12 protein-coding genes are annotated in these 14,270 nt (G+C 59.9%); 9 read left to right on the plus strand and 3 right to left on the minus strand.

Going from position 1 to position 14,270, the window contains the following annotated elements; all coding sequences use genetic code 11:
- Positions 1–155 precede the first annotated feature (155 nt).
- The 4 genes from FHT92_RS02360 to FHT92_RS02375 are packed head-to-tail and all read left to right on the plus strand — an operon-like array spanning position 156 to position 2,478.
- Entirely contained in the window at positions 156–932 is a 777-nt protein-coding gene (locus tag FHT92_RS02360) for an arginyltransferase (protein ID WP_183822250.1), read from the plus strand.
- Positions 932–1,810 carry a DMT family transporter gene (locus FHT92_RS02365; RefSeq protein ID WP_183822252.1) on the plus strand — a complete coding sequence of 293 codons (879 nt, stop codon included), beginning with the start codon at positions 932–934 and terminating at the stop codon, positions 1,808–1,810. Before FHT92_RS02360 ends, FHT92_RS02365 begins: the two co-directional genes overlap by 1 nt.
- 57 nt (positions 1,811–1,867) lie before the next feature.
- Positions 1,868–2,089, plus strand: coding sequence for an AbrB/MazE/SpoVT family DNA-binding domain-containing protein (locus FHT92_RS02370; RefSeq protein WP_183822254.1), 222 nt, complete (start codon positions 1,868–1,870; stop codon positions 2,087–2,089).
- A complete protein-coding gene (locus FHT92_RS02375; protein ID WP_183822256.1) occupies positions 2,086–2,478 on the plus strand; it encodes a type II toxin-antitoxin system death-on-curing family toxin in 393 nt (130 codons plus the stop codon). Before FHT92_RS02370 ends, FHT92_RS02375 begins: the two co-directional genes overlap by 4 nt.
- Here FHT92_RS02375 and FHT92_RS02380 read toward each other — a convergent pair.
- Both FHT92_RS02380 and parC read right to left on the minus strand, forming a co-directional pair.
- Positions 2,468–2,962: an SRPBCC domain-containing protein gene (locus tag FHT92_RS02380; RefSeq protein WP_183822258.1), complete on the minus strand. Its 495-nt coding sequence runs from the start codon at positions 2,960–2,962 to the stop codon at positions 2,468–2,470. The two genes, FHT92_RS02375 and FHT92_RS02380, sit on opposite strands and share 11 nt — an antisense overlap.
- 193 nt (positions 2,963–3,155) lie before the next feature.
- On the minus strand, positions 3,156–5,411 hold the full coding sequence (gene parC, locus FHT92_RS02385; protein ID WP_183822260.1) for a DNA topoisomerase IV subunit A: 2,256 nt from the start codon (positions 5,409–5,411) through the stop codon (positions 3,156–3,158).
- Positions 5,412–5,640: 229 nt separating this feature from the next.
- On the opposite strand from parC, the gene FHT92_RS02390 reads away from it, so the two are divergent.
- Positions 5,641–6,831 (plus strand): hypothetical protein, encoded by a 1,191-nt coding sequence (locus FHT92_RS02390; RefSeq protein ID WP_183822262.1) that lies wholly within the window; start codon positions 5,641–5,643, stop codon positions 6,829–6,831.
- Positions 6,832–6,901: 70 nt separating this feature from the next.
- Here FHT92_RS02390 and aspS read toward each other — a convergent pair whose 3' ends face one another.
- Positions 6,902–8,692: an aspartate--tRNA ligase gene (gene aspS, locus FHT92_RS02395; RefSeq protein WP_183822264.1), complete on the minus strand. Its 1,791-nt coding sequence runs from the start codon at positions 8,690–8,692 to the stop codon at positions 6,902–6,904.
- 251 nt (positions 8,693–8,943) lie between these two features.
- Here aspS and FHT92_RS02400 point away from each other — a divergent pair, with 251 nt between their 5' ends.
- The 4 genes from FHT92_RS02400 to FHT92_RS02415 all read left to right on the plus strand — a co-directional run bounded on the left by FHT92_RS02400 (position 8,944) and on the right by FHT92_RS02415 (position 14,248).
- The gene (locus FHT92_RS02400) at positions 8,944–10,335 is read left to right on the plus strand and encodes a multicopper oxidase family protein (protein WP_183822266.1); all 1,392 of its coding nucleotides are present in this window, start codon (positions 8,944–8,946) and stop codon (positions 10,333–10,335) included.
- Positions 10,336–10,497: 162 nt separating this feature from the next.
- A complete protein-coding gene (rnd, locus tag FHT92_RS02405) occupies positions 10,498–11,649 on the plus strand; it encodes a ribonuclease D (RefSeq protein ID WP_183744134.1) in 1,152 nt (383 codons plus the stop codon).
- A 72-nt stretch (positions 11,650–11,721) separates the two neighbouring features.
- Positions 11,722–12,783: an adenylate/guanylate cyclase domain-containing protein gene (locus FHT92_RS02410; RefSeq protein ID WP_183822268.1), complete on the plus strand. Its 1,062-nt coding sequence runs from the start codon at positions 11,722–11,724 to the stop codon at positions 12,781–12,783.
- A 109-nt stretch (positions 12,784–12,892) separates the two neighbouring features.
- Entirely contained in the window at positions 12,893–14,248 is a 1,356-nt protein-coding gene (locus FHT92_RS02415; RefSeq protein WP_183822270.1) for an esterase-like activity of phytase family protein, read from the plus strand.
- Positions 14,249–14,270 lie beyond the last annotated feature (22 nt).

Genomic DNA, 14,270 nt, shown 5'->3' on the forward strand with positions numbered 1-14,270 from the left:
GTCTCCACCGGCCCTTTGACGGCCACAAAAGAGCGCCATATCCAAGAAATCGAATATTCGATTGCGCGGCACTGAATGTCGCGCGGTTGACGTTTTTTATTCTTGCGTCATGCTGTCTGAATTGACACGCGCTTGAAAGGAAATCTCCGCGAGAGATGAATACGCAGACCACGCCATCCCCGCAGTTTTATCTGACGGCTCCGGCTACCTGTCCGTATCTGCCGCATGAGATGGAGCGTAAGGTCTTCACCCATCTCGTCGGCCCGCGTGCGGCAGAGATGAACGACATCCTGACCCAGGGCGGCTTTCGCCGTTCGCAGAACATTGCCTACCGACCTGCCTGCGAGGCTTGCCGCGCCTGTGTCTCCGTGCGCATCCTGGCGCAGGAGTTCGAACCCACCAAATCGATGAAGCGGGTGCTGACGAGCAATTCCGATATCATCGCCACGGAATTTCCGGCTCAGCCGTCTAGCGAGCAATATTCTCTCTTCCGACGTTACCTCGATTATCGCCACCAACAGGGCGGCATGTCCGATATGACCGTGCTCGATTATGCGATCATGGTGGAAGACACGCATGTGAACACCAAGATCATCGAATACCGCCGGCGCGAGGAAGGCTCCGGGCTGGAAACGCGGCCGAAGGGCGAGTTGCTCGCCGCCGCACTGACCGATACGATGAGCGACGGTCTCTCCATGGTCTATTCCTACTTCAATCCTGATCTCGATCGGCGCTCGCTCGGCACTTTCATGATCCTCGATCATGTGCGCCGCACAAGAGCGCTCGGCCTGCCGCATGTCTATCTTGGCTACTGGGTTCAAGGATCGCGGAAGATGGATTACAAGACACGCTTCCAGCCACAGGAACATCTGACGCCGCGCGGTTGGGAACGTTTCGATCCCTCTTCTCTCGAGGACGATCCGCAGGACTGATGCCCCTTCCCCACCTTTCCGATCACCGGAAGGGCCTGCTGCTGACGGCGATCGGCGGATTGGCACTTTCCATGGATATTCCGCTCGTTCGCCTTGCTGACGGCGATATCTGGTCGATCCTCAGTGTGCGAAGCGTGGCGACGGTTCTTGCCACGCTCGTCATCCTGATTGCGATGCGCCTTTTCTCCGGCAGGTGGCCGCTGCTCGTTCCAGGTCGTCCCGGCCTGCTGGCCGGGCTGCTTTACGGGCTTTCTTCCGTCACCTTCGTATTGGCAGTCTTCAACACGGCCACCGCCAATGTTGTCTTCATCGTCGCCTTCAACCCGATGTTCGGGGCGCTGCTGTCCTGGCTGTTTCTCAAGGAGAAGCCGCAGCCGGCGACGCTGATCGCCATGCTGTTCATGATCTTCGGCGTCGGACTGATCGTACGCGAGGGACTTTCGAGCGGCCATTTCTTCGGCGACGCCATGGCGCTGCTCAGTGCGCTGGTGCTTGCTGCCGCTATCACAGTCGGGCGCGCCTCGCGCCGGGAAATGGGTTTCGTGCCGCTGCTTGCCGCAATCCTGCCGGCGGCACTCGGCCTGGCGCAGGTCCTGCCTTCCGGACTTTCAATCGCCCACCCCGGCTGGATCGCCTTCAACGGCGCCATCATGATGCCGGTCGCCTTCTGGTGCCTGGCGACGGGGCCGCGTTATCTCTCTGCGCCTGAGGTCGGAATGTTCTACCTGCTGGAGACGGTGCTTGCGCCGATCTGGGTCTGGATGATCTTTGCCGAAACGCCAGCCACCATGACGCTCGTCGGCGGTGCGATACTGGTTGCGGCGATTGCGGCCCATTCCGTCTGGATGGCGAAAGGCAAGAGCGTTCAGCCCGCTTGATCGGCGAGTGATTATGACCTATCTTCTGTTATAACTCTGTTATTACGGGAAGCGGCTATGAACGTCACCATCCGCAAAATCGGCAATTCGGAAGGGGTCATCATTCCGAAGGAAGTACTTCAACGTCTTGGGCTCAGCAGTGGCGATAGCCTTGAGTTGCGCGAAACGGACGGCACAATCCACCTGGTTCCGGAATCCGCAGATCTTGCAGAACAGATGCGCGCTGCACGCATCGGCATGGAAAAATATAGGGTTGCCCTTCGTGAACTCGCGAAATGAGCCGTTTGAAGTGGCTCAGCCGGGAAGCGATTGAAAAGATGCATGAAGAGCAGATCGCCGAACACGGCGGTCTTCCAGGGCTTCGCTCTTTCGATTCATTGGAAATGGGCTTGGCACGACCGATCAACAAAGCGGCTTATGGTGAGCCGGATATTTTCGCGTTGGCGGCAGCCTATCTGCACGGGATCGTTCGAAACCATCCCTTCGCGGACGGCAACAAGCGCACCGGTTACCTCGCAGCTTTTACATTTCTCTATATCAACGGCTACCTTATCGATGCCGACAACGCGCAAATCATCACCTTCGTGCTGGATGTCGCGGCAGGAGAAATCGACGAGGACGGCGCGACACGCTTCCTGCGCGATCACACGATACCGCTCACGCCATAGCGCCGGCCGACTGTCCTGCTTCGGGATTCGACCGTTTCGAACTTGCGGAAAGCTCCAGTTCCCGATCTAGCCCTTCGATGATGTGCGTCCAGCCCTGGCGGGTCTTTTCCTCGTATTCCGCCCATTCCGCGCACATTTCGTGCGTGAGGGTCAGGCGGCTGCCGCTGCCGAGCGGTTCGATATCGATTTCGACGCGATCGCAATTGTGGTCGTGCTCCTCGACCGAAAAGCAAAACACAATGCGTCTGGGGCGTTTCAATTCCAGGAATACGCCGTGATGAAAGGCGTCGCCGGTCGGGCGGCGGTCGACGATGATGAAGCGGCCGCCGACGCGCGGATCGATATCGGCGCGGACGACATGGCCGTCATCGGTTGCGAATAAAAAGCGGCGGGCGATTTCGGGATTGAGCCACGCATCGTAAATCGTAGCGGGCGGCGCCCTGTAGCTGTGGGCGACATGCAGCTTGATGGTATTGGCGGGCATCGGCATTCCTCCGTTGGCGGGCCTCCGTTGTCGGGGCCTCCATTGTTCGCGCGCGCTCTCAAGCGCACGGCTGACGGCCATCCCGCCCGCCCGCGGAACGACATTGCCCTTCTTGTTGGCCCTTCTTTTGGTGACAGGACAGAGATAGAGGAATTGCTCCGCCCGCCAAGGGCGGAGCTTCAAAATTCCCGGATCAGCCGGCGAATTTGCCGCTGCGCGGGAAGCCCTTCGGCACCGTGCGGCCGGCGGTGGCGCGGTCGGCCAGCCATTCGGCAAGCTCGTCCTTGTTCTTCGTGAAAGTACGGCCGGCACTGTCTTCCCAGCTCAAGCCATCGGTGATGGCAAAGCAGCGAACGTCGGAAATGCCGCCATCCTTGTAGCGCTGCAGGCGCACGCCCTTGCCGCGCGTCATTTCCGGCACTTGGCTGAGCGGGAAGACCAGCATCTTGCGGTTCTCGCCGACAACGGCGATGTGATCGCCGGACACAGGCACGAGAAGCTTGGTCTCATCGGGCATGGAAACGTTCATGATCTGCTTGCCCTTGCGGGTATTGGCGACCATTTCCGCCTCCGGCACCACGAACCCGTTACCGACGGTCGAAACGATCAGCATCTTGCGCGCAGCATCGTGGACGAAGGCGGTCAGCACATCCTGATCGTTTTCCATGTCGATCATGATGCGCAGCGGCTCGCCGTGGCCGCGGCCGCCGGGCAGCTTGTCGCCACCGAGCGTGAAGACCTTGCCGCCGGTCGTGACAATCAGGATCTTGTCGGTCGTCTGCGCGGGGAAGGCAACCTTCAGACCGTCGCCTTCCTTGAAGGCCAATGTCGACGTATCGGAAATGTGGCCCTTGAGAGCGCGGATCCAACCCTTTTCGGAGACGACGACGGTGATCGGTTCCTTCTCGATCATCGCGTGCTGGATGGCTTCCTCGTCGGCCTCGGGGGCTTCGGCGAACTGCGTGCGGCGACGGCCGACCTCGGTGGCTTTGGCGAATTTCTTCTTCACCTCGCCGATTTCCCAGGCAACCGTCTGCCACTGCTTCTCGTCGGAGGCGAGCAGCGCTTCGATATCGGCCTTTTCCTTGGTGAGTTCGTCGTGTTCCTTACGGATCTCGAATTCTTCGAGCTTGCGCAGAGCGCGCAGCCGCATGTTGAGGATCGCCTCGACCTGAACGTCGGTCAGATCCCAGCGCGCCATCATGACCGGCTTCGGCTCGTCCTCTTCGCGGATGATGCGGATTACCTCATCGATGTTCAGGTAGGCGATCAGCAAACCGCCGAGGATTTCCAGGCGCCTGTCGATGGCCGCCAGACGGAAGCGCGAGCGGCGCTGCAGGACTTCGCGGCGGTGCGCCAGCCATTCCTTCAGCACCTCGTTCAGCGCCATGACGCGGGGTATGACGCCCATAGACAGGACGTTCATGTTCAGCGGGAAACGGCTTTCGAGCTCCGTCAGCTTGAACATCGATTCCATGAGGATGGTTGGATCGACGGTGCGGCTCTTCGGCACAAGGACGATTCGGATATCCTCGGCCGACTCGTCCCTGATGTCTTCCAGCAGCGGCAGCTTGCGGGCGATCAGGAGTTCGGCGATCTTTTCGATCAGGCGCGACTTCTGCACCTGGAAGGGGATCTCGGTGACGATGATCTGGTAGCCGCCGCGGCCGAGATCTTCCGTCTCCCATTTCGCACGCACGCGAAAACCGCCGCGGCCGGTGCGGTAACTTTCGATGATGCTTTCTTTGTTATCGATGATGATGCCGCCCGTCGGAAAATCCGGGCCGGGAATGAACTCGACGAGCTTCTCGACGGTAGCATCGGGATGTTTGATCAGATGCAGCGCGGCGTCGCAGACCTCGTGCACATTGTGCGAGGGAATGGACGTCGCCATGCCGACTGCAATGCCCGAGGAACCGTTCGCCAGAAGGTTCGGGAAGGCGCCGGGAAGAACGACCGGCTCGGAATTGGATTCGTCGTAGGTATCGCGGAAATCGACGGCATCCTGGTCGATACCTTCGAGCAGCAGCTCGGAAACCGCGGTCATCTTCGATTCGGTGTATCGCATGGCAGCGGGACTGTCGCCGTCGATATTGCCGAAATTGCCCTGCCCGTTCACTAGCGTGTAGCGCTGCGAGAAATCCTGCGCGAGGCGTGCCAGCGCGTCATAGATCGACTGGTCGCCATGCGGATGATAATTACCCATCACCTCGCCGACGATCTTGGCGCATTTCCGGAAGGCCGCATTCGGCCGCAGACCCATATCGTTCATCGCATAGACGATACGGCGATGGACCGGTTTCAAACCATCGCGCACGTCAGGCAGTGCGCGGTGCATGATAGTCGACAGCGCATAGCGAAGGTAGCGCTCTTCGAGCGCCGCCTTCAGGTCGACCGGATGAATATTGTCGCCGTCTCCGCCGGAAGGCGGTAAAATCTCTTGTCCCATGGAATCCTGACTAGCTCAGAAGTGCCTGTGGGGCAAGGAATCCGGGCGTTCCGGCTGTGGATGACGTCTTCGTGCCGACACGAAAGACGGAAAAAGTATCACCTGAATTTGGACTTCGTTTGCCGATCCCCTCAACAGAAATTTAGGGGTCTGCAAATATAAAGGCGGACCGTTCCGCAGTAGCTTCATTGCAATAGTCAACGGCACTTGCCATCCAGGGGACTTTCTCATGACCTTTTACCGCACAACGCGGCTGATGCTTTCGAGCGCAGCCATTCTTTCGTTCGCCGGCTCCGCTTTCGCGCTCGACGGACAGGACCTCCTGAAGAAGATCAATGCCGCCTACAGCCAGCAGGGCGGGATGGTCGTCGCTGCCGATAGCGTTGATATCGACGGCACGACAGTCACACTCAAGAACGTCAGCTTCAAACCGGCGGGCGGCGAAGCTGTCTCCATCGGCGAGGTCACCCTCTCCGGGGTCGAGGAGCAGGACGGCGGCAGCTATTATATTGAAGAGGCCGCATTTCCGGATATCAACTCATCCAAGGACGGCGTAACCATCAGCGCCTCGGACCTGACGCTCGGCGGCATTTCCGTTCCCGCGCAACCGGGCGACAGCATCGATGCCATGTTGTTCGCCGAGAGCGCCCATACCGGTGCGATCAAGGTGACCAAAGATGGTATGGAAACGTTCTCCGTCCTCGAAAGCGACATGAACGCCACGCTGCGCGAAGATGCGTCCGGCTTCGATTTCGACGGGGCGTTCAAGAGCTTGAAGGCCGATCTCAGCCAGGCCGGCGACGATCCGGCGAGCAAGGAAGCTATCGAGAAGCTCGCCCTTCAGCATATCCAAGGCGACATTTCCATGAAGGGTGGTTGGGATCTTGAGCCCGGCACAGTCGATCTTTCCGAGATTTCCTTCGACTTTACCAATATTGGCAAGCTGAATTTCGGCTTCAAAATCTCCGGCTGCACGCTGGCCTTCATCAAGTCGATGCAGGACGCGATTACCCAGTCGGAAGCCAACCCGAACAAGGAAGAAGCGCAGCAGGCGTTTGGTTTCGCCATGCTCGGCCTTGCCCAGCAACTTAACTTCGAAGGCGCGCAGATCCGCTTTGAGGATGCATCGATCACCAAGCGTGCACTGGAATATGCTGGCTCGAAGCAGAACGTCTCCGGACAGCAGATGGCGAATTCGCTGAAGGCCATGACGCCGATCATACTCGCGCAGCTCAACATTCCGGAACTGCAGAATGCCATCTCGGCTGCGGTCAGCACCTTCCTCGACAATCCGAAGAGCCTGACCATGAAGGCCACGCCTGATAAGCCGGTCGCCTTCCCAATGATCATCGGTGCCGCCATGGGTGCGCCGAACACAGTGCCGCAGATGCTCGGCGTGAAGGTTTCGGCGAACGACTGAGCCTGTTCTGGATCCAACAAAAAAGCCCGGCGATGATCTCGCCAGGCTTTTTTGTTGAAGAACTTGCGTCTCAGTCTTTCTTTTGCGGCGGGATCGGGCGGATCGCCAGTTCGCGGAGCTGGGTGGGCGTTGCCGGGGTCGGCGCGCCCATCAAGAGGTCCTGAGCCTGCTGGTTCATCGGGAAGAGCGAGATTTCGCGCAGGTTCTTGGCGCCGACGAGCAGCATGACGATGCGGTCGATACCGAAAGCAGCACCACCATGCGGAGGCGCGCCGTACTGGAAGGCGCGATAGAGGCCGCCGAAACGATCCTCAACATCCTGCTGGCTCAAGCCCACCTTTTCGAAGGCGGCGACCATGGTTTCCGGTGACTGGTTACGGATCGAACCCGAGGCGATTTCGAAGCCGTTGCAGACGGCGTCGTACTGGAACGCTTTGATCGTCAATGGATCCTGGTTCTGCAGCGCATCGAGGCCGCCCTGCGGCATCGAGAACGGATTGTGGGCGAAGTCGACCTTCTTTTCTTCTTCGTTCCATTCGAAGAACGGGAAGTCGACGATCCAGCACAGTTCGAAGCGGTCGCGGTCGACAAGATTCAGTTCCTCACCCGCCTTGGTGCGGGCTTCACCGGCGAACTTGTAGAACTTGGCGGGATCGCCGGCAACAAAGAAGCAGGCGTCGCCGTCACCAAGGCCGAGCTGCGTGCGGATCGCGTCGGTGCGCTCCTCACCAATGTTCTTGGCAAGCGGACCTGCGCCCTCGAGCTTTTCGCCTTCCTTGCGCCAGAAGATGTAGCCGAGGCCCGGCTGGCCGGTCGACTGCGCCCAGGCGTTCATGCGGTCGCAGAAGGCTCTGGAGCCGCCGGTCTTGGCCGGGATCGCCCAGACCTGAACCTTCGGGTTAGAGGCGATCATATTGGCGAAGACCTTGAAGCCGGAGCCGGCGAAATGGTCGGTCACCGCTTCCATGACGATCGGGTTGCGCAGGTCCGGCTTGTCGGAGCCGTATTTGCGGATCGCTTCGTCATAAGGGATACGCGGCCATTCCTTGGTGACCGGCTTGCCTTCGGCGAACTCCTCGAAGATCTTGGTCATCAGCGGACCCATCGTGTTCCAGACGTCTTCCTGGGTCACGAAGCTCATTTCGAGGTCGAGCTGGTAGAATTCGCCCGGAAGGCGGTCGGCACGCGGGTCTTCGTCGCGGAAGCAGGGCGCGATCTGGAAGTAACGGTCGAAACCTGCAACCATCAAGAGCTGCTTGTACTGCTGAGGGGCCTGCGGAAGTGCGTAAAAGGTGCCGGGATGGATGCGGCTCGGCACGAGGAAGTCGCGCGCGCCTTCCGGCGAGGAGGCGGTTAGGATCGGCGTCGTATATTCGGTGAAGCCGACATTGCCCATTTCACGGCGCATGGCGGAGATCACCTGCGTGCGCTTGACAATGTTCTTGTGCAGCGTCTCGCGGCGCAGGTCGAGGAAGCGGTATTTCAGGCGAACGTCTTCCGGATAGTCCGGCTCGCCGAAGACCGGCAGCGGCAGCTCCTTGGCAGCAGAGAGCACTTCGATCTCCTGCGCGTAGAGTTCGATCTCGCCGGTCGGCATGTTCTTGTTGACGGTATCTTCGGTACGGGCCTTGACGAGGCCGTCGACGCGGATGACCCATTCGCCGCGAACGGTTTCCGCCTGCTTGAAGGCAGGCGAATCCGGGTCCGCAACGATCTGCGTCGTGCCGTAATGATCGCGAAGGTCGATGAACAGCACGCCGCCATGATCTCGGACACGATGGACCCAGCCGGAAATACGGACAGTCGAGCCGACGTCCGATTTACGAAGAGCGGCGCATGTGTGGCTGCGGTAGCGGTGCATGATCTCAATTCCTGGTATTTGGCTTAAGACGGCGGCATGGTCCGCAGACCTGCAGCGCCGACAAGAAAATCGGGCGGACAAGCGCATGGACGCTCTGATTTGTCAAGGCTTGGCGGGGCAAACGAGCCGTTTACGTCAGCGTTTCCGAGGGAGTTGCGGTGCTCGCGCTGCGGCAGTTTGGCCGAAGCCAGCATATTGATGAAGGCGGCAGTCAACTTTAAAAGGAAGCATCGTCAAAGACGGAGTTTCCGATGCCCCTGCTCACACGCCGCAACCTCATCAAGGCTTCCGCCGTTGCCGGCGCCTATGGTGCGGGCATGGCCATTGCGGGACGGTTCGGGCTGGCGGAAGCCGCACCCGAGCCGCGTGTGCTGACGGCGCGAAAGACCGAAGCGCAGATCATCGATGGTTCACCGACGCGAGACATCATGACATGGGGTGACGAGGGCTTGCCGCCCGTTCTCAGGATGCCGCGGGGGAAACCCTGCGCCGCGCGGCTGAGCAACAACCTCGACGAGCCGACGACGATCCATTGGCATGGGCTGCGTATCGACAACAAGATGGACGGCGTGCCCTTCATCACGCAGCCCTATGTCTATACGGGGGACAATTTCGACTATCTCTTCACACCGCCGGATGCCGGCACCTTCTGGTATCATCCCCACTGCAACACACTGACCCAGATGGGTCATGGCATGACGGGCGTGCTCGTGGTGGAAGATCCGTCCGATCCTGCCTTCGACGCGGAAGTCGTGCTCAACTTGCGCGACTGGCGGCTCGGCGGTGACGGACAGTTCATCGCGCCCTTCCGCCCGCGCGATGCAGCCAAGGCCGGCACTTATGGCACGATCCGCACCGCAAACTGGCATCAGGAGCCAATATATGATGCGCCCGCCGGCGGGCTGATCCGCCTGCGTATCGCCGTCACCGACGTGACCCGCATCTTCTCGCTGAAGATGGAAGGTGCCGAGGCGACGGTCATCGCCATCGATGGCAATCCGGTGCCGAAGCGCTTCCCGCTGGATCTCCTGCAGATCGGCCCCGGCCAGAGGCTCGATCTTGCCGTTCGCATGCCTGATAGCGAGGGGGCGGTCGCGACGCTGGAAGATATTCGCGGCACGACACCCAAGGTGATCGCGAGACTGCGCGCCACCGGGCAATCGTTGAAGCGCGATATCGGCGATCTCGGCGCGCTCGCAGAAAATCCGGTGCCGAAGGCCGATCTCTCTTCGGCGGAAACGATTCCGCTCGTGCTGTCCGCAACCGCGGAGAACGCCGCCGTCGACAGTATTTGCGGCACGCTCGGCTACAGCTTCTGGGCCATCAACAAGGTCCCGTGGCCGGGCGACACGTCCGATCCGACCGCGCCGCTCGCCGAGCTGAAGCTTGGCAAGAGCTACATCTTCAATCTGGAAAATGTCACGCCGCACACTCACCCGATCCACCTGCACGGCATGAGCTTTACCGTCATCTCATCCTCGACGCGCGAGGTGATACCACTCATCTCCGATACCTACCTCGTGCAGCCGGATGAGAAGGTGCAGCTTGCTTTTGTCGCCGACAACCCCGGCGACTGGGTGCTGCATTGCCATATCATCGAGCATCAGAAGACGGGCATGACAAGCTATCTTCGCGTGGTTTGATATTATGCCTCGGTTGTCGTCCTGTTGACTCAACGGCAGAAAATATCGCCTATATCCCGGCGAATAAGACTTCGCGAAGGTGAAGCCCGCTCCCCGTATTGACATATCTCTTCGAAAGGGGAAGGAAGGTTCAACTGACCTCTTCCTTGTGAATGAATTGATATGATCGAAACCACCGCCGATCTGGCGGCCGCCTGCAAAGAGCTGGCCAAGTCCGATTTCATTACCATCGATACCGAATTTCTGCGTGAGACGACATTCTGGCCTGAACTGTGCCTGATCCAGATGGCGAGCCCGACGGTCGAGGTGCTGGTCGATCCTCTGGCGAAAGGCATCGATCTTTCGCCCTTCTTCGAGTTGATGGCCAATCCAAACGTGCTGAAGGTATTTCATGCGGCGCGGCAGGATATTGAAATCATTTTCAATCGTGGCAACCTGATCCCTCACCCTATCTTTGATACACAGGTCGCCGCCATGGTCTGCGGCTTTGGCGACAGTGTTTCCTACGACCAGCTCATCAGCCGCACCAAGAATGTTCATATCGACAAGTCCTCGCGCTTTACTGACTGGAGCCGACGGCCGCTGTCCGACAAGCAGCTTGAATATGCGCTGGCCGACGTCACGCATCTGCGCGACGCCTATCTCTACCTGAAGGCCGAACTGGAGCGCGAAGGCCGCGCTTCCTGGCTGCGCGAGGAAATGGACATTCTGGAATCGCGCGAGACTTACGATATCCATCCCGATGACGCCTGGCAGCGGCTGAAGCTGCGCCTGCGCAAGCCGCAGGAACTGGCCATTCTGAAATATGTCGCCGCCTGGCGCGAGCGCGAGGCGCGGTCGCGTAACGTGCCGCGGTCGCGCGTGCTGAAGGACGACGCGATCTACGAAATCGCGCAGCAGCAGCCGAAGGACGCCGAAGCTCTCGGCCGCCTGCGCACGATTCCGAAGGGCTGGGAGCGCTCGGCCACGGGGGCCGCGGTGCTCGAAGCGGTCAATACTGCGCTTGCGCTGCCACGCTCCGAAATGCCGCATGTGCCGCGCCAGGCGCAGCCGCCGGAAGGTGCGGCAGCAGCCGTCGAGCTTCTGAAGGTGTTGCTCAAGCTGATTTCCGAAAAGCACGGCGTGGCGCCCAAGGTGATCGCCAATAGCGACGACCTGGACAGGATAGCGGCTGAGGGCGAAACGGCCGATGTCGCGGCCATGCATGGCTGGCGGCGCGATCTTTTCGGCGAGCCGGCGCTGCAGCTCATCCGCGGCGAGATCGCCTTGCGCTTCGCCGGCCGCAAGGTCGAGACAGTCGTTCTACCTGAGTAAATTCAAAATCGCTTGACCACCGCCAAACGCAGGAAACAATAGCCGAATGAAGTGCTTCGGCGAAAGGGCGGCATGAGAGAGATATCCCCGACGCAGAACTGGATCCTGATTGCGCTCGTCCTGGCACTCAGCGGCGTGGTCTACGACCTATACTTCTTTGCCGGCCAAACGCCGGTCATCGGCGCGATCTTCGCGCTCTTCATTGGCATGCCGATCCTCGCCTTCGAGCGGAAGGTATTTCTGCGCAGCCTCTACCGGCGCATTCAGAAACTACCAACCCTGCTCTTTATCATCTCCGAGCTCGTCATCTACGAAATCCTGATGAGCATCGGCTTTGCGGCAGCCGGCTTCCTCCTCGCGCTGCTGGGCGCTCTGACGCCACCGAAGATGATCGACGTGCTGATCATGCCGTTCGACGTCTTTCTCTATGCACTCGCGGTCTGCGCTACGTTGATCTTCCTGCTCAGGGTGCGCGAACTGCTGGGGCGCGAAGTTTTCATCAGCATGCTGATCAGCCGCTATCGAAACCCGATCAAAGAAGAGCGGGTCTTTCTGTTCATCGATCTCGCCGAATCTACCGCCTTTGCCGAAAAGCATGGTGACCTGCGTGCACAGCAGCTTCTGAGTTCGCTGTTTGCCGCCTTCGCAGAGCCGGTACGGCGTCACAAGGGCCTGATCAACGACTATGTCGGCGATGCGGCGATCATCACATGGCCTCTGGCGCGCGGCGTCAAAGATGCGCGCTGCGTACGCTGCCTCTTCGATATCCTCGCCGATATCGACGCCAATGCCGCGAGCTGGAAGAAAAGCTACGGCCATGTGCCGAAGCTCAGGGCCGCCCTTCACGGAGGCAGCGTCATTACGGCCGAGGTCGGCGTAGACCATCACAAGATCAGCTTCTTCGGCGATACGGTGAACACTACCTCGCGGCTGGAGTCGCTCTGCCGGACACTCAACCGGCCGGTGCTGATGTCCGCCGAGCTTGCCCAGCGCATCACGCTGCCGGAGGAGATTATCGGCGAAAACCTTGGCAATCACGCCGTACGCGGCCGTGGCCAGGGGCTCGATGTCATCGCACTTTCTTCACGCACCGTGACTGTCCTCAATCAACCAGCGACTCTCAGGCGCGGTTGAAACGAGGCTTTATCCACCCGTCACCAAAGCTTCACCCAATCGTCAATGTGCCGACATGAATGCCCTGCTAAGCGGATGGCGCTTTTGCACTCCGTTCTATGGGGACATCATGAAGAACGTTCTTTTCGCTTCCGTATCCATTTTCATGCTCGTCGCAGGCTCCGTCTCCGCCGACCAGCAGCTCTTCCCGGCGAAGCTCGCCGGCCAGGCCATTCTGCCTGCCAACACGTTGACCCCGGCTCCGGCCGATGCGCCGGCTTTTCTCAAGACCTCGGGCAAGTTCACGACCCCTGACCGCAAGCGCACCGAGAAGCTCGGCACCATCGACGGCAAGGATGGCGCCCGCGTCACCGACCTTAAGCTGCCGCTCGACGGCCAGCCGATCCAGGGTTTTTCCGGCATCAAGACCATGCCCGACGGCACCTTCTGGACGCTCTCCGACAACGGCTTCGGCTCGAAGTTCACCTCGTCCGACTCCATGCTGTTCCTGCATCAGCTGAAGTTCGACTGGAACGCCAACAAGGTTGACGTCGTCAGGAACCTCTTCCTGTCCGACCCGAACAAGATCGCTCCGTTCCCGATCGTTACGGAAGCCTCCGACACCCGTTATCTCACCGGCGCCGACTTCGACATCGAATCCGTGCAGCCGGTTGCCGACGGCTTCTGGCTCGGCGACGAATTCGGTCCTTACCTCCTGAAAATCGACACCGAAGGCCGCCTGACGGACGTCATCCCGACGACACTCGACGGCAAGCCGGTCCTGTCCCCCGACAACCCGCTGATCCAGCTGCCAGCCAACCCTGCCGCCAAGATGCCGACTTTCAATCTGAAGCGCTCCGGCGGCTTCGAGGGCCTCGCCATGTCGAAGGACGGCTCAAAGCTCTACGGGCTGCTGGAAGGCGCGATCTACAATGATGGTCAGATGGAAACGGTTGACGGCCACACCGCCATCCGCGTCATCGAATTCGACGTCGCTTCCAAGAAGTGGACCGGCCGCAGCTGGCTCTATCCGTTCGAAGACAAGGGCGCTTCGATTGGCGACTTCAACATGCTTGACGAGACCACCGCTCTCGTCATCGAGCGCGACAATGGCGCCGGCACGAAGGACAAGGCTTGCGCCGACCCCAAGCAGCCGAAGCCGGACTGCTTCGAAGCTCCGGCCGAGCTGAAGCGCGTTTACAAGATCGAGTTCAATGATGCCAACGTCGGCAAGGCTGTCCGCAAGATCGGCTATATCGATCTCCTGAACATCCAGGATCCTGATAACAAGAAGAAAGCCGGTGATATCCCCGGCGTCTACAACATGCCCTTCGTGACGATCGAAAACGTCGACCGCGTCGACGCCACCCACATCATCGTCGGCAACGACAACAACCTGCCATTCTCGGCCGGTCGCGCTGTCGACAAGGCCGACAATAACGAGTTCAGCATCCTCGAAGTCGGCGAGCTCCTGAACGCGAAGTAATCCGGGTTTGGTGTGAGATCGA

This window comes from Rhizobium sp. BK377 (assembly GCF_014193935.1).
In the GTDB taxonomy this organism is placed as follows: domain Bacteria; phylum Pseudomonadota; class Alphaproteobacteria; order Rhizobiales; family Rhizobiaceae; genus Rhizobium.